Consider the following 18,987-nt stretch of genomic DNA (forward strand, 5'->3'; position numbering starts at 1 on the left):
ACAAAATAATACATATTGTTTTTGCACTTATAAAAAATCAAACTTTGTATCAAAATCGTTTGGTTACGTCATAGAAATCGAAGTGACATTCCTCTCGATACACACGCTTAAGGCGTGCACCTTTCTGCGTTCCCTAGGAAGGCAGGCTCAAAGTAACTTCAGGGTTTAAAATTAAAATATATTAAAAAAATGGCCTATTTTTTATGGAATCATAAAAACCAGAAAGTGGTGAAGATAGGACTAAGGAGCAAAGCACTAGTGAAACGGTTTGCTTTGCGAAGGTGGAGCCGCTTTTGTAGTTTTTAAAGACATAAAAATAAGCCTAGACCTTTTTGGTTACTTTTTACGGCAATGGAAATCGAGGAACGAGATTCACGAACACTTAATACAATAAAAACTTGGGTGAGATAAAAAAGTAATGAAACATGAGTTAGATTCAAAACAAAAATAGATCATGTAGCATTAAACCACTTCTCCATACACGCGCTTAGGGCGCGTACTCGAAGTGACACTCCTCTCGATACATCAGCCTAAGGCAGATACTCAGCCAGCATTCACTATTTTCTATTCTCAACTCAATACTCAAGTTTCTCAAGTTAAAACCTTACTAAACATAGGCTTCGGCTAGAGCAAACAGGCTAATTTTAAAAAAACAATTCAAATGAAGGTTTTAATCACAGGAGCAACAGGATTAGTAGGTCAGGCCCTGGTCGATTTATTTCACAAACACGATATAGAGGTCAATTATTTAACAACAAGTCGTTCCAAAATTGAAATCAAACCCAATTACCAGGGCTATTTTTGGAATCCTTCCACATCTGAATTGGATCCCGAAAGTTTAAAAGGCGTGAGTACCATCATAAATCTTGCTGGAGCTAGTGTAGCCAAACGGTGGACATCGTCTTACAAGAAAGCAATTCTGAATAGCAGAGTTGACAGTCTCATGACATTAAAGTCAGCTTTAACAAAACATGACCACCAGGTGGAACATCTTATCTCAGCCAGTGCAGTGGGACTTTATGAAGATTCACTGACCAAATTCCATGAGGAAGAGGATTATGAAAAGGGCGATAACTTCCTGGCGGATGTGGTAGAGAAATGGGAGGCAGCAGCGGATGAAGTAGGAGAGTTAGGTCTTGAAGTGACCAAAATCAGAATAGGTGTTGTGTTATCAGACCATGGGGGCGCACTAGAAAAAATAAAAGAACCCATAGAAAAGTATGTGGGAGCTCCTTTGGGCAGTGGGAAGCAATGGCAGTCCTGGATACATCTTTCAGATCTGGCTGGAATATTTCATCATGTAATGGAAAAACGTTTGGAAGGCGTGTTTAATGCAGTGTCCCCAAACCCCGTGAATAATAAAGAATTAACCGAATGTATTGCTGACCGTCTTGAGAAGCCATTAATTCTTCCAAATATTCCCGCATTTGTGCTCAAACTCATGTTGGGCGAAATGTCAACAATTGTCCTGGGAAGTCAACTGGTAAGCTCAAAGAAAATTTTATCCACTGGGTTTAAATTTGAATATGCTCAATTAAAGCCCGCTATTGCAGATTTGCTATAGCCAGCTTTTGGTATCGAAATCTTTCTTATTTTTGAAAACGTCTCTCGTTATGAAAAAAATTATCTTACTTTTTACCTTCTTAGTTATGTCAAAGACATTTGGACAGGAACCTTTAAAATATCTTGCCCTTGGGGATTCTTATACCATTGGAGAACAAGTCCTCGAAGAGAAATCGTGGCCTTTTCAATTAACGTCTTACCTAAAAACGAAATCTATAACTATTGAAGACCCGGAAGTTATTGCTGTGACAGGATGGAGAACAGATGAGCTTCGGGATTCTATTGCTACTCAAAATTATAAGCCCAATTCTTTTGATTTGGTTTCTCTTTTAATCGGTGTAAACAATCAATATCAAAACAAGCCTTTTAAACAGTTTAAAACTGAATTTGAGGACTTATTGAAGACAGCTATCTCCTTAAGCTCTCATGATGAAAAAGGGGTTTTTCTTGTAGGGATTCCCGACTACAGCTTATCTCAATTTGCTAAGGATGAACACTTAAAAAAAGTCTCTTCTCGGCTAAAACGATACAATAGATATATAGAGAAAATGAGCCAGCGCTATGGTGTGGCTTACTATCCTCTGCAAAAGCTCAGCAAACCCTTACATAGAGAGAAACGCATGCTGGCTGAAGATTTACTTCATCCAAGTGGTCTTCAGTATAAAATGTGGGTAGATAGCTTTAAGGATCAAGTACTCGATCAACTCAACACCTTGTAAGATGCAGGAAGCCTTTCTCCATAGCCTGTGGAAGTATAAAAAACTGAATACGGATCAGTTAGAAACTTCGCGTGGGGAAGAATTGAAGATTTTGCATCCGGGAATTCATAATGAAACTGAATCAGGTCCTGACTTTTTTAAAGCTGAAATCAATCTCGATGGTCAGCATTGGGTGGGCAATCTGGAAATTCATCTTCGCTCATCAGACTGGTATGCACACCACCATGAGAAAGATCCCGCCTACGACAATGTCATTCTCCATGTCGTCTGGGAAGATGATATGAGTGTTTACAGGAAAGATGAGAGTGAAATGGCCTGCTTAGAACTCAAGAACTATATATCTGAACACCAGATCAGCGTTTACAAGGATTTATTTGATAATCAGATGTCCAAATGGATCAATTGTGAAACGCATTTCCATGAAGTCGACGAATTTAAATTGAATAGCTGGCTAGAACGATTGTATATAGAACGTCTGGAAGAAAAAAATCAACTTATTTTGAACTTATTGAAAGTCTCCAATAATAACTGGGATGAGGTTTGCTTTAAATTGATGGCGAAAGCTTTTGGGCTCAACGTGAATGGGGAAGTTTTTTTGCAGATGAGCTCATCTGCTGATTTCAAAGTGTTTCAGAAATGCTTTCAAAACCCACTTCAACTGGAAGCTTTGTGCTTTGGATTGTGTGGAATGTTACCTTCTGAAAGTGAGGAAGCTTATCCTAAACAGCTTCAGCAGGAATTTGAGTTTCTGAAACAAAAATTTCAGTTGAAGGTGCCAGCTGCAAGTCATGTGAAGTACTTTAGGCTTCGACCCGACAATTTCCCAACCATCAGGTTATCTCAATTTTGTAATTTGTATTCTAAAAGCTCTAATTTGTTTTCAGAACTAATTCAGTGTAAAACCAAAGAAGAGATTTACGAATTCTTAGATGCGAAAACATCGGACTATTGGGAAACACATTATACCTTTGGAAAAGAAAGTAAAGCCAAAGTCAAAAAGGCGAGTGCTTCATTTAAGGATTTAGTAATTATTAATACGCTTTTGCACTTAAAATTTGCATATCAGTCTTATAAAAGTCAGTTGGATTTTGAGGAAAGCATTTATCCGGTAATTACCAGTCTAAAACCTGAAGCAAACAGCATTACCAAAGGTTTTGAGAAACTCAAGCCTAAAGTGGCTGAGTCAGCTTTGGAAAGCCAGGCATTAATTCAGTTAAAAACTCAGTATTGTGATGTGAATCGCTGTTTAAAATGTCAAGTAGGATTAGAATTAATACACTCATGAAAAAATTTATATATAAACTTAGAACCTATTTCGAGAAACACGGTTTTTACGTGAGTTCGAGACTAGCGGACAGATTGGGAATGAAAGCTAAATCTGTACGTATATTTTTCATTTATCTGTCATTTGCTACGTTTGGCTTTGGTTTTGGCCTGTATCTTACACTTGCTTTTTGGCTAAAGCTTAAAGATTTGGTCTATACCAAGCGAACATCAGTATTTGATCTATAATCAGGCGTATGAAACGAAGTGTAGTCACCACCTGCGACGGGTCTAAAACCATACGAATAGAAGAATGGGACGAACATTACCACTCAACTCATGGTGCGATACAAGAGTCTGCGCATGTTTACATTACAGCAGGCTTAGATCATTTTTTATCCTTAAATCAAACCGAATCTATATCCGTTTTAGAAGCGGGTTTTGGGACAGGTCTTAACGCCTTGTTGACAGCGCTTTGGTCAGCCTCCAAAAACATTTCTATAGAGTATCTGGGTGTAGAAGCTTATCCAATTTCCAGTGAGGAAATTCAAGCTTTAGATTATCATAAAACTATTGATGCTGAAAACTCTAAAGAAATTTATGAAAAACTACATCAGGTGCAGTGGGATGAATGGGAGCAGATGTCAAATACTTTTCGATTGAAAAAGCAACAGCAGTATTTCTCTGAAATTGAGCTTAAAAATGTTGCTGATGTGGTGTTCTACGATGCCTTTGGACCTAGGGTTCAGCCTGAATTATGGGAGGAAAGTATATTTAAAGGGTTCTATGAAGCATTGAAACCTGGAGGTGTGTTTGTGACTTATTGTGTGAAAGGAACTGCAAGACGAGCTTTGCAATCTATTGGTTTTGAGGTAGATATTATAGAAGGGCCTCCGGGGAAACGCCATATGATGCGAGCTTTTAAACCGTATTAATTACTTTTGTGAAACAGATATTAAAGTCTTAAAGATTTTAAGACATAGCATTTGAATGGAAACCATATTTTTTGCATCTTGCGGCAGGTTTTTAAATCTTAACTGATTTAAAACAAACGTCTCATTTTGAAATATCAAATTCTAAATAGCCTTATGGTAAGAAATATCACACTGATTGCTTTCCTATTGTTTACTATTTCATTCACTTTTGCACAAGATTTAAAAGTTGAAGAAACAATTATCAATCCATCAGATAAAATCAATGATGGACAAATCAATTTAAATGTTACAGGAGGTGTTCCGCCTTATAAGTATCAATGGTCAAAAAATGATGTGCCACTTTCATCTAGCAGAGCAAGTGATCTTACTGAAGGCATTTCTTATTCCGTAAAAGTATCTGATGCCAATGGGGCTTCTGTGGAAAAGACATTCAAAATAAAAGCGGTTTCTATAGTTGAAAATTTCAACGGCACCTTCCAGCCGGTAGTAGATGCAATGGGTAGTGTTCTTTTCTGGGATCCATTTGATGCTATAGGTATCTATGATCCGGTTGTTTACAGCGATGAAAAGCTATTATTTTCTCCTGGCTGGGAACCAAACACAGGAAGTAAATTCTTACTTAAGGAGTGGCTGGTCGATGAAAATGAGTCTGTAAAAAAAGGTCAGGATGTTGCTATTATTGACATTGACGGGCAGACTCAAACAGTACAGGCTAAGGCAAATGGTAAGATTGAATTTATAACCCCGCAGGGTGAATATATTTACGATCCGGCAAATCAAGAAGACGTGATTGCTCAAAATGCTCATAAGTTTGGTAAAATTTTATATGAAACTCCTATAGTATTGACTAATCCTAACGGGACTCCACTTAAGAAAGGGATTCCTTTTATCGTTATCTGGTTAATCTTCGGTGCTGCATTCTTTACCTTTAGAATGGGCTTTATCAACATTCGTGGTTTTAAACACGCTATTCAGTTGGCGAGAGGTAAATATGACGAACCTAACGCCCCTGGTAGTATTTCCCATTTTCAGGCTCTGGCAACAGCTGTTTCTGCAACTGTTGGTCTGGGTAATATTGCCGGTGTTGCTATTGCGGTTTCACTAGGTGGAGCAGGAGCAACGTTTTGGATGATTTTGGCTGGACTTTTAGGAATGTCTTCCAAGTTTGTAGAATGTACACTTGGTGTAAAGTATAGATTTATCAATAAAGAAGGCAGAATATTTGGAGGACCAATGAATTATTTACGATATGGTCTGGAAAAAAGAAACCTTAGCAAACTTGGTAAAGTATTGGCAGGCTTCTTTGCTGTACTTGGTGTTGGAGCCTCTTTTGGTGGTGGTAATATGTTTCAGGCCAATCAATCTTTTGAAATTTTATCCAATCAGATTCCTTTTTTAGATAGTGATAGTGGGTTCTACTTTGGTATTTTCTTAGCTATTCTTGTTGGTGTTGTAATTATTGGCGGAATCAACAGTATTGCGAAAGTAACTGGTAGGGTAGTTCCTGTCATGGCAGCGACTTATGTTGTGGGAGCTTTGGTAGTAATAGGAATGAATATAGAAAACATAGGGCCTGCATTTAATGCTATTATAAGTGGTGCGTTTACTCCCACTGCGCTTAAAGGAGGTTTTATAGGTGTTTTAGTGGTAGGTTTCCAGCGTGCAGCTTTCTCTAACGAAGCAGGGGTTGGTTCTGCTGCAATTGCTCACTCTGCAGCCAAAACAAATCATCCGCCTTCAGAAGGTTTTGTAGCTTTACTTGAACCTTTTATCGATACAGTAGTAGTTTGTACGCTTACTGCTTTGGTTCTTATTTTTACCGGAATGCACGAAGTTGAAGGTGTATCTGGAGTTCAACTAACTACGGAAGCTTTTGGTAGTGTGATTTCCTGGTTCCCATATGTTCTTTCTGCAGCGGTATTCTTATTTGCTTTTTCAACTATGATTTCCTGGTCTTACTACGGAATGAGAGCCTGGACTTATATCTTCGGAAGAAGTAACCGTTCAGAATTAATTTATAAAGTAATCTTCTTACTTTTTGTTGTTCTTGGAGCATCCGTAAGTTTAGGTGCTGTATTGGACTTCTCTGATATGATGATTTTGGCAATGTCTTTCCCTAACATTATAGGCCTTTATATCATGTCTGGTGAAGTAAGAAAAGACCTAAAAGAATACATGGCTAAATTAAAGTCTGGTGAAATCTTTCAAAAAGAAGTTTTGAAGAAATAATCATTAAGAAATGAGTTCAAATAGAAAATTCCGTTTCGGCTACAGTAAAGGTGATCGAAACGGAATTTTTTTATTTTGCCTTATTTTGATTCTTGGTATTGGAATAAACTATTGGAGTTTAAATTCATTTACCAATTCTAAAGAAACTAAAGGACTTACTAAAGTCGAAGATTCTATTCAGCGCCTTGTAGATTCGTTAAAATATAAACAAAGCCTTGAGTCTCAGAGAACCATTTATCCTTTTAATCCTAATTTTATAACAGATTATAAAGGCTACACTTTAGAGATGTCTGTAGATGAAATTGATAGGTTGCTGGAATTTAGAGCTAAAGACCAATGGATCAATTCTAAAGCTCAGTTTCAAAAAATAACTCAGGTATCTGATGAGTGGATGTCGGAATATGGAGAGTATTTTAAATTTCCTGATTGGGTTGTTGAGGCTGAAAATAAAAAATCTAAAGCTAAAAAACGCAGCTCATTAAGTTATGCTGAAAAGAAAGATCTCAATGCGGTAACAGAATCTGATTTGATAGAAATATCTGGAATTGGTGAGACCTTATCCAGACGGATCATAACTTACAGAGACAAGATTGGAGGTTTTGTTGACATCATTCAGCTGAAAGATGTTTACGGGTTGAAATATGATGTAATTGAAAACCTGAAAGATAAAATTGCTTTGAAAAGTCCGGTTATAGTTGAAAAGCAAAATATCAATAGTATAAGTGTCCTTGAATTATCAGAGTTACCTTACTTTGACTATGAAATGGCAAGAACAATTGTGAATTTTATAAAATTGAGAGAGGGTATAAAGAGTTTTGAAGAATTATCAAAAATTGAAGATTTTCCTAACTATAGATTAGATAGAATTCAATTATATTTGGAAATTATAGAATAATACACAAAATTTAGATATTTAAATATGAATCATATGTATTTCAGTGAAGAACATGAAATGTTCAGAAAAAGTTTACAGGAATTTCTTCAGAAAGAAGTAGTTCCTCATTTGGACAAATGGGAGGAAGAAGGAACTATAGAGCGTTTTATTTGGAAGAAATTCGGTGAAATGGGCTATTTCGGTTTAGCTTATCCAGAAAAATATGGAGGGCTTGACCTGGATCTATTTTATACCATTATTTTACTAGAAGAACTCCAGAAAATCAACTCTGGCGGATTTGCTGCTGCGATTTGGGCTCACGCTTATTTAGCGATGACACATGTCAATAAAGAGGGGAGTGAAGAGATTAAAGAAAAATACCTCTCTGCTTCTATCAGTGGTGATATGATAGGATGTCTTTGTATCACAGAGCCTTTTGGAGGATCTGATGTTGCTGGTATGAAAACCACAGCTGTAGAGAAAGAAGATTCATTTGTAATCAACGGTTCTAAAACTTTCATTACAAATGGAGTATATTCAGATTATCTCGTAGTTGCTGCCAAAACTGCTCCGGAGAAAGGCGGTAAAGGCATGAGTATTTTTATTGTAGATAGAGATACACCTGGAATTTCTGCAACAAAGCTTAATAAGTTGGGCTGGAGAGCCTCTGATACTGCAGAGCTGGCATTTGACAATGTCGAGATACCAAAATCTCATTTGATGGGAGAGCGTAACCAGGGATTCCCGTATATCATGCAGCATTTTGCTTTAGAACGATTAATCATGGGAGTGAATGCCCATGCAAGAGCAGAATATGCTATTGAATATGCTGTACAATATATGTCTGAGCGTGAAGCTTTCGGGCAAACAATCGATAAGTTTCAGGCTTTAAGACATACAATCGCTCAACGAAGCAGTGAAGTTGAAATGGCTAAAGCTTTCAATTATACCACAGCTAAACGTTTGGATGAAGGTGAATATGTAGTGAAAGAAGCAACAATGTCAAAATTACTTTCTACAAAGATTGCAGACGAGGTGATTTATGATTGCTTACAAATGCTAGGTGGATATGGGTATGTTGAGGATTACCCATTAGCAAGAATGTTCCGTGATAGTCGTCTTGGTCCAATAGGTGGCGGGACTTCGGAGATATTGAAAGAGATTATTGCGAAAATGGTAATTGATAACAAAGACTATAAACCGGCAACCTAATCATCATTATGCTGTTTAAAATTAAAACATTAAGGTAATGTCTCCTCGAGCGGAGTCGAGAGGTGTTGTAAAATTCAAAATAAAAATGTTCTCGACTCCGCTCTAACGTGAAACAAGGAATTTACAATCAATACTTTTCACAAAAACGTCACTGATAGGAGCCTGAAGGTAAATGACTTAGATGTTCTTGACAATAGCCCGTCTCGAGGGAAGTCGAAACGCTTGAACTGACAAACCTGATTTTTTTAATTAGTCTATCTTTATGAAACATGCCCAGGCTTTTATAGATTATCTTCAGCTCGAGAAAAATTATGCTCAGCATACACTGACTTCGTATGCGTCAGATTTGGATCAGTTTCAAATTTTTGTTTTAGAAAATTATGAAACAGAAGACTTGGCGGAAGTGAACTATCCTATGATTAGACGGTGGATTGTAAGTTTCGTTGATAAGGAATTAGCTAATAAGACCATCAATAGGAAGTTGTCCACACTCAAAACGTTTTTTAGATTCCTGCTGAAAATAAAAGCAATAGACTCTAATCCAATGCTTCAGCATAAGTCTCTAAAACTTCCAAAAAAAGAACAGGAAGTCTTTTCGCTAAAAGAACTGGAGCAGATTTCAGATTATTTTAATGATTCAACTTTTGAAGGGATAAGAGACCATTTAATAATCGAGTTACTTTACTCTACCGGGATGCGACGTCAGGAATTGATAGATTTAAAGCTTTCTAGTATAAACTTCAGTCAAAATCAATTGAAAGTTCTTGGTAAACGAAACAAAGAGAGAATAGTCCCTTTAATGGGAAAAACCCTAAGTCTCATAAATGAATATTTACAGGCAAGGGAGCTGATTGCTAAAGGGAGTGAAGATTTATTTATAACCAGGAAGGGTAAACCTATTTATCCAAATCTAGTTTACAGGACGGTCAATTCTTATTTCAAAAACGTATCTACAAAGAAAAAATTAAGTCCACACCTGCTTCGACATGCATTTGCATCTCATCTTTTAGAGAAGGGAGCGGATATCACAGCGATAAAAGAATTGTTGGGACATAGTAGCCTAGCTTCAACGGAGGTTTACACGCATTCTAATTTTAAAGAATTAAGTAAAGCACATGCTTTGGCTCACCCCAGATCAGCCGGTGCTGAGAAGGGTTGAGTGGTGTGAAAAATATGATTGAATTATTTTTTGAAAAAAAAGAGGCAAATAATTTTCAGATATCAATATTCGTTTTATATTTGCAACCCGTTACGAAAAGTAGCGTTTGACATACTGATAAGCCGATGTAGCTCAGCTGGCTAGAGCAGCTGATTTGTAATCAGCAGGTCGTGGGTTCGAGTCCCTCCATCGGCTCAAGAATGAAATGAAGTTCATTGCATTCTTTAATGATAACGAGAGTTGATAAGTTTGGGACAAGAAGTTTATTCCGAACGACGTCGAGGGGAGTCCCTTCATCGGCTCATTTATCAGATTTTTGGGGAGATACTCAAGCGGCCAACGAGGACAGACTGTAAATCTGTTGGTTTTACCTTCGCAGGTTCGAATCCTGCTCTCCCCACAACCAAGTCGGATAACATCAGGCTTTGCATTGACATATTGAAGAAAATAAGCGGAAGTAGCTCAGTTGGTAGAGCGTCAGCCTTCCAAGCTGAATGTCGCCGGTTCGAACCCGGTCTTCCGCTCTATTTTTAAATGCAATTTCTGTTTGCCGACGTAGCTCAGGGGTAGAGCGTTTCCTTGGTAAGGAAAAGGTCACGAGTTCAATTCTCGTCGTTGGCTCAATTTTAAAGTCTCAAAACTTGGTTTTGTTGGCTTTTTATGTTGTTATTAACATTAACACTAATATATAACTAAGATTAAATAATTTACTACTATGGCAAAGGAAAATTTTGATCGTTCCAAACCACACCTAAATATAGGTACGATTGGACACGTCGATCACGGAAAAACTACACTTACAGCTGCTATTACAAAAGTTATGGCAGATGCTGGATATTCTGAAGCTAGTGCTTTTGATCAAATTGATAATGCACCTGAGGAAAAAGAGCGTGGTATTACTATCAACTCTTCTCACGTCGAATATCAAACAGCTAATCGTCACTATGCACACGTTGACTGTCCAGGTCACGCCGATTATGTGAAAAACATGGTTACTGGTGCTGCTCAAATGGACGGTGCTATTCTTGTTGTTGCTGCGACTGATGGTCCAATGCCACAAACTCGTGAGCACATTCTTTTAGGACGTCAGGTTGGTATTCCAAGAATTGTTACTTTCTTAAACAAAGTTGACCTTGTTGATGATGAGGAACTTTTGGAGTTGGTTGAAATGGAGGTAAGAGATTTACTTTCTTTCTACGAATATGATGGAGATAATGCTCCTGTAATTTCAGGTTCTGCGCTTGGTGCTTTAGAAGGTGATGAGAAATGGGCTAAAACTGTTCTTGATTTGATGGAAGCAGTTGATGACTATATTGAACTTCCTGAAAGAGATGTTGAGAAAGATTTCTTGATGCCGATTGAAGATGTATTCTCTATTACAGGTCGTGGTACTGTTGCTACAGGTCGTATTGAGACTGGTGTAGCGAATACTGGAGATCCTGTAGAGATCAATGGTATGGGAGCTGAGAACATGAAATCAACCATCACTGGTGTTGAAATGTTTCGTAAAATTCTTGATAGAGGAGAAGCTGGTGATAACGTAGGTATCTTATTGAGAGGTATTGAGAAAAGCCAGATCTCTAGAGGTATGGTGATCGCTAAGCCTGGATCTATTAAGCCACACGGAAAATTCAAAGCTGAGGTTTATATCTTGAAAAAAGAAGAAGGTGGACGTCACACTCCATTCCATAACAACTACAGACCACAGTTCTATGTAAGAACTACGGATGTTACTGGTACAATCAATCTTCCTGATGGAGTAGAGATGGTTATGCCTGGTGATAACTTAACAATCACTGTTGAATTGATTCAGCCAATTGCTCTTAACGTTGGTTTGAGATTTGCAATACGTGAAGGTGGTCGTACAGTAGGTGCTGGACAGGTTACTGAAATACTGTAATTTCAGACAGATATTTTATTACAGTTAAGGTGTTCGCTTTAAGCGGATACCTTAACTTTTTAAATTTCCTTTTTTATGTGCAATAATTTTTGTTTCTTTGCGCGCTTTAAAAAATGTAATATTTACGGGTTTAGCTCAGTTGGTAGAGCACTGGTCTCCAAAACCAGGTGTCGGGAGTTCGAGCCTCTCAACCCGTGCAAATCTTAAAGAAGATGTCAAATTTTAAAAATTATGTAAGCGAGTCTTACAACGAATTAAGAAATCATGTGACTTGGCCAACTTGGGCTGAGGGGCAAAAACTCATGGTGATTGTTGCGGTTTTTTCTATACTTTTTTCGCTTGCTATTTGGGGAGTGGATGAAGTTTTTAGTGCGGCTGTTAAGCAATATTTTAATTGGGTTAAATCATAATTCATGTCTGAGACAGGTTTAAAAAAGTGGTATGTAGTAAGAGCTATTAGTGGTTCTGAAAGTAAAGTTAAAGACTACATCGAGAAAGAAATTTCACATCAGGGTCTTGGCGATTACGTTGATGACATTTTGGTTCCAAAAGAAAATGTCGTTCAGATCCGTAATGGAAAAAAAATCAACAAAGAGAAAGTTTATTTTCCTGGATATATAATGATCAATGCTAACCTTGAAGGTGAAGTTGGTCACGTTATTAAAGGAGTGAATGGAGTTATTGGATTTCTTGGTGAAACTAAAAGAGGTGAGCCTGTGCCGATGCGTAAGTCTGAAGTTAACAGAATGCTAGGTAAAGTAGATCAGCTTTCCGTTCAGAAAGAAAACGTTGCTATACCATTTAATATTGGTGAATCTGTAAAAGTTGTTGATGGTCCTTTTAATAGTTTTACAGGAACTATTGAAAAGATTAATGAAGATAAAAGAAAGTTACAGGTTATGGTTAAGATATTTGGTCGTAAAACACCAGTTGAGCTTAGCTATATGCAAGTAGAGAAAATTTAAATGTTACATATAATATAGAGTTGTTTTTAAATATAATGCTTCCCACTGAAAGCAACTCAACTAAATTTTGAAAAATGGCAAAAGAAGTAAGTAAAGTAGTAAAACTCCAGGTTAGAGGTGGTGCAGCAAACCCATCCCCACCGGTTGGACCTGCTTTGGGTGCTGCTGGGGTGAATATCATGGAATTCTGTAAGCAATTCAATGGTAGAACTCAGGATAAGAGTGGAAAAATCCTTCCTGTAGAAATTACAGTGTATAAGGATAAATCTTTTGATTTTGTTATCAAGACTCCACCAGCAGCAGTACAATTGATGGAAGCATCAAAACTAAAGAAAGGATCTGGTGAACCAAACTCTAAAAAAGTAGGTTCTGTAACTTGGGATCAGGTGAAGGCGATAGCTGAAGATAAAATGCAGGATTTGAATGCATTTACAACAGAATCTGCAATGAAAATGGTTGCTGGTACAGCAAGATCTATGGGTATAACTGTAAAAGGTAATGCACCATTTTAACAAAACGAAATTAACATGGCAAAAATAACTAAAAAGCAAAAAGACGCAGTAAGTAAAGTGGATAAGTCCAAGACTTATTCAGTAGCTGATGCCTCTGCTTTATTGAAAGATGTAGCTTACGCTAATTTCGACGAATCTGTTGATCTAGCCGTAAGACTGAATGTTGATCCAAGAAAAGCTAACCAAATGGTTCGTGGTGTTGTAACATTACCTCACGGAACAGGTAAAGATGTGAAAGTCTTAGCTCTTGTGACTCCAGACAAAGCAAAAGAAGCTGAAGAAGCTGGTGCTGACTACGTTGGTCTAGACGAATACCTTGATAAAATCAAAGGAGGCTGGACTGATGTTGATGTAATTGTAACTATGCCAAGTGTAATGGGTAAATTAGGCCCGTTAGGTAGAGTGCTAGGACCTAGAGGTCTTATGCCAAACCCTAAAACCGGTACAGTAACAATGGATATCGCTAAAGCAGTTTCTGACGTGAAAGCCGGTAAAATCGACTTTAAAGTTGATAAAACTGGAATCGTTCATGCAGCTGTTGGTAAAGTATCCTTCGACGCAGATAAAATTGCTGGAAATGCAAGAGAATTACTAACGACGCTCGTCAAGCTTAAGCCTCAGGTTGTGAAAGGTACTTATATTAAAAGTATCCATATCGCTTCTACAATGAGTCCAAGTATTGAAATCGATACTAAACGATTTACCGAGCAATAATTTTAAGTTATGACAAGAGAAGAGAAATCTATAGTAATAAAAGATTTAACTACTAAGTTAGCAGATTCATCAAATGTATATTTAGCAGATATTTCAGGGTTGAATGCATCCTTAACTTCAGACTTAAGACGTGCTTGCTATAAAGCAGACGTAAAGTTGATGGTAGTTAAAAATACTCTCCTAGCTAAAGCTATGGAAAGTACAGATAAAGAATTCGGAGAGCTGGCAGATATCCTTAAGGGAAGTACGTCAATTATGCTTTCTGAAACTGGAAACGCTCCAGCTAAAGTGATCAAAAGCTTTAGAAAGAAAAATGAAAAGCCTATTTTGAAAGGGGCTTATGTTGCAGAATCGGTTTATGTTGGTGATGAATATCTAGACGCTTTAGTAGACATCAAGTCTAAAGAAGAAGTGATTGGAGACATCATCGGATTGTTACAATCTCCAGCTAAAAACGTTGTATCAGCACTTAAATCTAGTGGTGGTAAACTTTCTGGAATTCTTAAAACACTTTCTCAAAAAGAAGAATAAACACGCACTAATTACTAAATAATAAATTACACTAAAACGATAGAAAATGGCAGAATTAAAAGATTTCGCAGAACAATTAGTTAACCTTACTGTTAAAGAAGTAAATGAGTTGGCTGATATTTTAAAAGAAGAATATGGTATAGAGCCTGCAGCTGCTGCAGTAGCTGTTGCTGGTGGTGGCGGTGCTGCTGCTGAAGAAGCTGAAGAGCAATCAGAATTCGACGTGATTTTGAAAGCTCCAGGTGGTTCTAAATTAGCAGTTGTTAAGCTTGTTAAAGAATTGACAGGTTTAGGTCTTAAAGATGCTAAAGCATTAGTTGATGGTGCACCAGCTCCAGTTAAGGAAGGTGTTGCTAAAGATGAAGCAGAAGCTCTTAAAGCACAATTAGAAGAAGCAGGTGCTGAAGTTGAGCTTAAGTAAGCTCACAACCACTTATATTACTAGGTTTAGACCACAAGATATAGTTTTGTAGGTCTAAACCATTTTGCGTATTTATACGCGACGTGTTTATTTTACTTTTTTACAAGTTAATATTGCTGATGAATTTTCATTGAATTCAAAGCATTAAAATCTTTCTTAGATGTTAGCAATGCATAATGAACGAATTAGTTTTTCTTCCGTACAAAACAAGCCAGATTATCCAGATTTTCTGGATATCCAAGTAAAGTCTTTTCAAGACTTTTTCCAGCTTGAAACTAAACCAGAAGAAAGATCCAACGAAGGATTATATAATACCTTCCAGGAAAATTTCCCAATTACAGATACGAGAAATCAATTTGTACTTGAATTTTTAGATTACTTTGTAGATCCTCCCAGATATTCTATACAAGAGTGTATCGAAAGAGGTCTTACTTACAGTGTGCCTCTTAAGGCAAGATTAAAACTTTACTGTACCGATCCAGAACATGAAGATTTTGAAACGATCGTGCAGGATGTCTATTTAGGTACTATTCCTTACATGACTCCAAGTGGAACCTTTGTGATCAACGGAGCAGAAAGAGTCGTAGTTTCTCAGTTGCACAGATCACCGGGTGTTTTCTTTGGTCAGTCTTTCCATGCCAATGGAACCAAACTTTACTCAGCTAGAGTAATTCCTTTTAAAGGATCTTGGATTGAATTTGCTACCGACATCAATTCTGTGATGTACGCTTACATAGACCGAAAAAAGAAATTACCTGTAACAACACTCTTCAGGGCTATTGGTTTTGAAAGAGATAAAGATATTTTAGAGATTTTCGACCTTGCTGAAGAGGTGAAAGTGTCTAAAACTGGCTTAAAAAAATACCTTGGCAGAAAATTAGCTGCAAGAGTATTGAATACTTGGTATGAAGATTTTGTTGATGAAGATACTGGTGAAGTTGTTTCTATCGAAAGAAATGAGATAGTACTTGACCGTGATACCATTTTAGAAAAAGATCATATAGAAGAGATTTTAGAAACTGGTTCCAAAACTATCCTACTGCATAAGGAAGAGAATTTGACTGGTGACTATGCGATCATATATAATACTTTACAAAAGGATCCTACCAACTCTGAAAAAGAAGCGGTAGAGCATATCTACAGACAATTACGTAATGCTGAGCCGCCTGATGAAGAGACAGCCCGTGGTATTATTGATAAATTGTTCTTCTCAGATCAACGTTATAACTTAGGTGAAGTTGGTCGTTACAGAATGAACAAAAAATTAGGACTTGATATTAGTATGGACAGCAAAGTTCTTACTAAGCTTGATATTATTACTATCATCAAGTACCTTATAGAACTGGTTAACTCCAAAGCTGAAGTAGATGATATTGACCACCTTTCTAACCGTCGTGTTAGAACAGTTGGTGAGCAATTGTCTCAACAATTTGGTGTAGGTCTGGCAAGAATGGCTAGAACCATAAGAGAGAGAATGAACGTTAGAGATAATGAGGTTTTTACTCCTATTGATTTGATTAATGCGAAGACTTTGTCTTCAGTTATTAATTCTTTCTTTGGTACAAACCAGTTGTCTCAGTTTATGGATCAAACCAATCCATTAGCAGAGTTAACAAACAAGAGAAGACTTTCGGCATTAGGACCTGGTGGTTTATCAAGAGAAAGAGCAGGTTTCGAAGTACGTGATGTTCATTATACGCACTACGGAAGACTTTGCCCTATTGAAACACCTGAAGGGCCAAATATTGGTCTTATTTCTTCAATGTCTGTTTACGGAAAAGTGAACAGCATGGGATTCATTGAAACGCCATACCGTAAAGTTGAAAATGGTAAAATTGATTTTGAATCAGATCCACTATATCTTTCTGCTGAAGAAGAAGAAAATAAGTTGATTGCACAGGCAAATATTCCTGTTGCTGAAGACGGAACTATGACCTCAGAGCGAGTTATTGCTCGTATGGAGGGTGACTTCCCTGTCGTAGATCCTAAAGAAGTAGATTACATTGATGTGGCTCCAAATCAGATTTCATCGATTTCGGCTTCATTGATTCCATTCCTGGAACATGATGATGCCAACCGTGCATTGATGGGATCTAACATGATGCGTCAGGCTCTTCCTTTATTAAGAGTTGATGCACCTATTGTCGGAACTGGATTAGAAAGACGTGTTGCTCAGGATTCAAGAGTTTTAATTAATGCTGAAGGTGCAGGAACTGTTGACTATGTAGATGCTAGGAAAATTATTATTTCTTACGATAGAACAGAAGATGAGCAATTAGTGAGCTTTGATGATGATGATAAGACGTATGACTTGATCAAATTCAGAAAAACAAATCAAGGTTCTACAATTAACCTAAAACCTATTGTACGTGTTGGTGATAGAGTGACCAAAGGACAGGTTCTTTGTGAAGGCTATGCAACAGACAACGGTGAATTAGCTCTTGGTAGAAACATGAAAGTGGCATTTATGCCATGGAAAGGTTACAACTTTGAGGATGCCATCGTAATTTCTGAACGCGTTGTTAAGGATGATCTTCTTACTTCCGTTCATATTGATGAATATTCTTTAGAAGTAAGAGACACCAAACTTGGTAACGAAGAATTAACCAGTGATATTCCAAACGTTTCAGAAGAAGCTACAAAAGATTTGGATGAGCATGGTATGATCAGAATTGGTGCAGAGATCAAGCCTGGAGATATTCTTATTGGTAAGATTACTCCAAAAGGTGAAAGTGATCCTACACCAGAAGAGAAATTATTGAGAGCCATTTTTGGAGACAAAGCTGGTGATGTGAAAGATGCTTCTTTGAAAGCTTCACCATCGCTTAATGGTGTGGTGATAGACAAGAAATTGTTTACCAGAGCAGTAAAAGATAAGCGTAAGAGAGCTCAGGATAAACAAGAGATTGATTCGCTTGAAGCAAAATTTCAAGTTAAGTTTGAAGAACTAAGAAACCGTTTAATTGAAAAATTATTCAGTATTGTAGGAGGAAAAACTGCTCAAGGTGTTCAAAACGATTTAGGTGAGGATACTTTACCAAAAGGTAAAAAGTACACACTTAAAATGTTGAACTCTGTTGAAGACTTCAGTCACTTAACAAAGGGAGTCTGGACTACAGATAAAGCTACAAACGCTTTAGTTGCAGATCTTTTACACAATTATAAAATTAAACAAAACGATCTTCAGGGTAACCTAAGAAGAGAGAAGTTTACCATTACAGTTGGAGATGAACTTCCATCTGGAATTTTAAAACTTGCTAAAATTTATGTTGCTAAAAAACGTAAATTGAAAGTAGGTGATAAGATGGCAGGTCGTCACGGTAACAAAGGTATTGTTGCTAAAATTGTAAGAGAAGAGGATATGCCATTCTTAGAAGATGGAACTCCAGTAGATATCGTATTGAATCCACTTGGTGTACCATCTCGTATGAACATTGGTCAGATTTATGAAACTGTACTTGGTTGGGCTGGACAGAAGTTAGGTAGAAAGTTCGCTACTCCAATTTTTGACGGGGCAACTTTAGATCAAATTAATGAACTCACCGACGAAGCAGGAATCCCAAGATTTGGTCATACTTATTTATATGACGGTGGAACTGGTGAGCGTTTTGATCAACCTGCAACAGTAGGAGTCATTTATATGTTGAAATTAGGACATATGATTGAAGATAAAATGCACGCAAGATCTATCGGACCTTACTCACTTATTACGCAACAGCCACTTGGTGGTAAAGCACAATTTGGTGGACAGCGTTTTGGTGAAATGGAAGTTTGGGCACTTGAAGCTTATGGTGCTTCAGCTACGTTGAGAGAGATCTTAACTGTAAAATCTGATGATGTTATTGGAAGAGCCAAAACTTACGAAGCAATCGTAAAAGGTGAACCAATGCCAGAGCCAGGATTGCCAGAATCTTTCAACGTGTTAATGCACGAATTGAAAGGTCTAGGACTAGATATCAGATTAGAAGAGTAATAACAATCCCGCTCTAG

General features: G+C 37.3%; 17 protein-coding genes and 5 tRNA genes. All 22 read left to right on the top strand.

Translation table 11 applies throughout. The features are described 5' to 3' along the window. The first annotated feature begins 661 nt into the window (after window positions 1–661). The 22 genes from ACFQ0R_RS12135 (at window position 662) to rpoB (ending at window position 18,970) form a co-directional block, all read left to right on the top strand. Window positions 662–1,564 (top strand): TIGR01777 family oxidoreductase, encoded by a 903-nt coding sequence (locus ACFQ0R_RS12135; protein WP_379658651.1) that lies wholly within the window; start codon window positions 662–664, stop codon window positions 1,562–1,564. A 49-nt stretch (window positions 1,565–1,613) separates the two neighbouring features. After that, on the top strand, window positions 1,614–2,282 hold the full coding sequence (locus ACFQ0R_RS12140) for an SGNH/GDSL hydrolase family protein (RefSeq protein WP_379658652.1): 669 nt from the start codon (window positions 1,614–1,616) through the stop codon (window positions 2,280–2,282). Between the two features lies 1 nt (window position 2,283). Beyond that, window positions 2,284–3,567 (top strand): DUF2851 family protein, encoded by a 1,284-nt coding sequence (locus ACFQ0R_RS12145; RefSeq protein ID WP_379658653.1) that lies wholly within the window; start codon window positions 2,284–2,286, stop codon window positions 3,565–3,567. Then, a complete protein-coding gene (locus ACFQ0R_RS12150) occupies window positions 3,564–3,794 on the top strand; it encodes a PspC domain-containing protein (protein WP_379658654.1) in 231 nt (76 codons plus the stop codon). The genes ACFQ0R_RS12145 and ACFQ0R_RS12150 overlap by 4 nt, the downstream gene beginning before the upstream one ends. 8 nt (window positions 3,795–3,802) lie before the next feature. Beyond that, window positions 3,803–4,480 carry a tRNA (5-methylaminomethyl-2-thiouridine)(34)-methyltransferase MnmD gene (gene mnmD / locus ACFQ0R_RS12155; protein ID WP_379658655.1) on the top strand — a complete coding sequence of 226 codons (678 nt, stop codon included), beginning with the start codon at window positions 3,803–3,805 and terminating at the stop codon, window positions 4,478–4,480. 153 nt (window positions 4,481–4,633) lie between these two features. Then, window positions 4,634–6,709, top strand: a complete 2,076-nt coding sequence (locus tag ACFQ0R_RS12160; protein WP_379658656.1) for an amino acid carrier protein — start codon at window positions 4,634–4,636, stop codon at window positions 6,707–6,709. Between the two features lie 10 nt (window positions 6,710–6,719). Beyond that, entirely contained in the window at window positions 6,720–7,604 is an 885-nt protein-coding gene (locus ACFQ0R_RS12165) for a helix-hairpin-helix domain-containing protein (protein WP_379658657.1), read from the top strand. 24 nt (window positions 7,605–7,628) lie between these two features. Then, entirely contained in the window at window positions 7,629–8,795 is a 1,167-nt protein-coding gene (locus tag ACFQ0R_RS12170; RefSeq protein WP_379658658.1) for an acyl-CoA dehydrogenase family protein, read from the top strand. Between the two features lie 262 nt (window positions 8,796–9,057). Further along, window positions 9,058–9,954: a tyrosine-type recombinase/integrase gene (locus ACFQ0R_RS12175; protein WP_379658659.1), complete on the top strand. Its 897-nt coding sequence runs from the start codon at window positions 9,058–9,060 to the stop codon at window positions 9,952–9,954. A gap of 121 nt (window positions 9,955–10,075) precedes the next feature. Then, a tRNA-Thr gene (locus ACFQ0R_RS12180) sits at window positions 10,076–10,149 on the top strand. Between the two features lie 123 nt (window positions 10,150–10,272). Then, window positions 10,273–10,354, top strand: a tRNA-Tyr gene (locus ACFQ0R_RS12185). A 51-nt stretch (window positions 10,355–10,405) separates the two neighbouring features. After that, window positions 10,406–10,478, top strand: a tRNA-Gly gene (locus ACFQ0R_RS12190). A gap of 25 nt (window positions 10,479–10,503) precedes the next feature. Beyond that, window positions 10,504–10,575 (top strand) — tRNA-Thr (locus ACFQ0R_RS12195). A 94-nt stretch (window positions 10,576–10,669) separates the two neighbouring features. After that, window positions 10,670–11,854 carry an elongation factor Tu gene (gene tuf / locus ACFQ0R_RS12200; protein WP_379658660.1) on the top strand — a complete coding sequence of 395 codons (1,185 nt, stop codon included), beginning with the start codon at window positions 10,670–10,672 and terminating at the stop codon, window positions 11,852–11,854. 124 nt (window positions 11,855–11,978) lie between these two features. Beyond that, a tRNA-Trp gene (locus tag ACFQ0R_RS12205) sits at window positions 11,979–12,051 on the top strand. Between the two features lie 15 nt (window positions 12,052–12,066). Further along, window positions 12,067–12,264 carry a preprotein translocase subunit SecE gene (secE, locus tag ACFQ0R_RS12210; protein ID WP_224461742.1) on the top strand — a complete coding sequence of 66 codons (198 nt, stop codon included), beginning with the start codon at window positions 12,067–12,069 and terminating at the stop codon, window positions 12,262–12,264. A 3-nt stretch (window positions 12,265–12,267) separates the two neighbouring features. Then, window positions 12,268–12,819, top strand: a complete 552-nt coding sequence (gene nusG, locus ACFQ0R_RS12215) for a transcription termination/antitermination protein NusG (protein ID WP_379658661.1) — start codon at window positions 12,268–12,270, stop codon at window positions 12,817–12,819. A gap of 74 nt (window positions 12,820–12,893) precedes the next feature. Further along, window positions 12,894–13,331, top strand: a complete 438-nt coding sequence (gene rplK / locus ACFQ0R_RS12220; RefSeq protein WP_379658662.1) for a 50S ribosomal protein L11 — start codon at window positions 12,894–12,896, stop codon at window positions 13,329–13,331. A 15-nt stretch (window positions 13,332–13,346) separates the two neighbouring features. Then, complete coding sequence (rplA, locus tag ACFQ0R_RS12225) at window positions 13,347–14,045, top strand: 50S ribosomal protein L1 (RefSeq protein ID WP_379658663.1); 699 nt, start codon at window positions 13,347–13,349, stop codon at window positions 14,043–14,045. 9 nt (window positions 14,046–14,054) lie between these two features. Continuing rightward, window positions 14,055–14,576, top strand: coding sequence for a 50S ribosomal protein L10 (gene rplJ, locus ACFQ0R_RS12230; protein WP_379658664.1), 522 nt, complete (start codon window positions 14,055–14,057; stop codon window positions 14,574–14,576). A gap of 46 nt (window positions 14,577–14,622) precedes the next feature. Beyond that, on the top strand, window positions 14,623–14,997 hold the full coding sequence (gene rplL / locus ACFQ0R_RS12235; protein WP_224461739.1) for a 50S ribosomal protein L7/L12: 375 nt from the start codon (window positions 14,623–14,625) through the stop codon (window positions 14,995–14,997). Between the two features lie 160 nt (window positions 14,998–15,157). Continuing rightward, window positions 15,158–18,970: a DNA-directed RNA polymerase subunit beta gene (gene rpoB, locus ACFQ0R_RS12240; protein WP_379658665.1), complete on the top strand. Its 3,813-nt coding sequence runs from the start codon at window positions 15,158–15,160 to the stop codon at window positions 18,968–18,970. Window positions 18,971–18,987 lie beyond the last annotated feature (17 nt).

The organism is Psychroflexus salinarum (assembly GCF_042677225.1).
In the GTDB taxonomy this organism is placed as follows: Bacteria; Bacteroidota; Bacteroidia; order Flavobacteriales; family Flavobacteriaceae; genus Psychroflexus; species Psychroflexus salinarum.

What these genes read in the sequence shown, in the direction of transcription:
- ACFQ0R_RS12135 (WP_379658651.1), top strand. Translation starts at nt 662, where the DNA reads ATGAAGGTTTTAATCACAGGAGCAACAGGATTAGTAGGTCAGGCCCTG.
- ACFQ0R_RS12140 (WP_379658652.1), top strand. Translation starts at nt 1,614, where the DNA reads ATGAAAAAAATTATCTTACTTTTTACCTTCTTAGTTATGTCAAAGACA.
- ACFQ0R_RS12145 (WP_379658653.1), top strand. Translation starts at nt 2,284, where the DNA reads ATGCAGGAAGCCTTTCTCCATAGCCTGTGGAAGTATAAAAAACTGAAT.
- ACFQ0R_RS12150 (WP_379658654.1), top strand. Translation starts at nt 3,564, where the DNA reads ATGAAAAAATTTATATATAAACTTAGAACCTATTTCGAGAAACACGGT.
- mnmD (WP_379658655.1), top strand. Translation starts at nt 3,803, where the DNA reads ATGAAACGAAGTGTAGTCACCACCTGCGACGGGTCTAAAACCATACGA.
- ACFQ0R_RS12160 (WP_379658656.1), top strand. Translation starts at nt 4,634, where the DNA reads ATGGTAAGAAATATCACACTGATTGCTTTCCTATTGTTTACTATTTCA.
- ACFQ0R_RS12165 (WP_379658657.1), top strand. Translation starts at nt 6,720, where the DNA reads ATGAGTTCAAATAGAAAATTCCGTTTCGGCTACAGTAAAGGTGATCGA.
- ACFQ0R_RS12170 (WP_379658658.1), top strand. Translation starts at nt 7,629, where the DNA reads ATGAATCATATGTATTTCAGTGAAGAACATGAAATGTTCAGAAAAAGT.
- ACFQ0R_RS12175 (WP_379658659.1), top strand. Translation starts at nt 9,058, where the DNA reads ATGAAACATGCCCAGGCTTTTATAGATTATCTTCAGCTCGAGAAAAAT.
- tuf (WP_379658660.1), top strand. Translation starts at nt 10,670, where the DNA reads ATGGCAAAGGAAAATTTTGATCGTTCCAAACCACACCTAAATATAGGT.
- secE (WP_224461742.1), top strand. Translation starts at nt 12,067, where the DNA reads ATGTCAAATTTTAAAAATTATGTAAGCGAGTCTTACAACGAATTAAGA.
- nusG (WP_379658661.1), top strand. Translation starts at nt 12,268, where the DNA reads ATGTCTGAGACAGGTTTAAAAAAGTGGTATGTAGTAAGAGCTATTAGT.
- rplK (WP_379658662.1), top strand. Translation starts at nt 12,894, where the DNA reads ATGGCAAAAGAAGTAAGTAAAGTAGTAAAACTCCAGGTTAGAGGTGGT.
- rplA (WP_379658663.1), top strand. Translation starts at nt 13,347, where the DNA reads ATGGCAAAAATAACTAAAAAGCAAAAAGACGCAGTAAGTAAAGTGGAT.
- rplJ (WP_379658664.1), top strand. Translation starts at nt 14,055, where the DNA reads ATGACAAGAGAAGAGAAATCTATAGTAATAAAAGATTTAACTACTAAG.
- rplL (WP_224461739.1), top strand. Translation starts at nt 14,623, where the DNA reads ATGGCAGAATTAAAAGATTTCGCAGAACAATTAGTTAACCTTACTGTT.
- rpoB (WP_379658665.1), top strand. Translation starts at nt 15,158, where the DNA reads ATGTTAGCAATGCATAATGAACGAATTAGTTTTTCTTCCGTACAAAAC.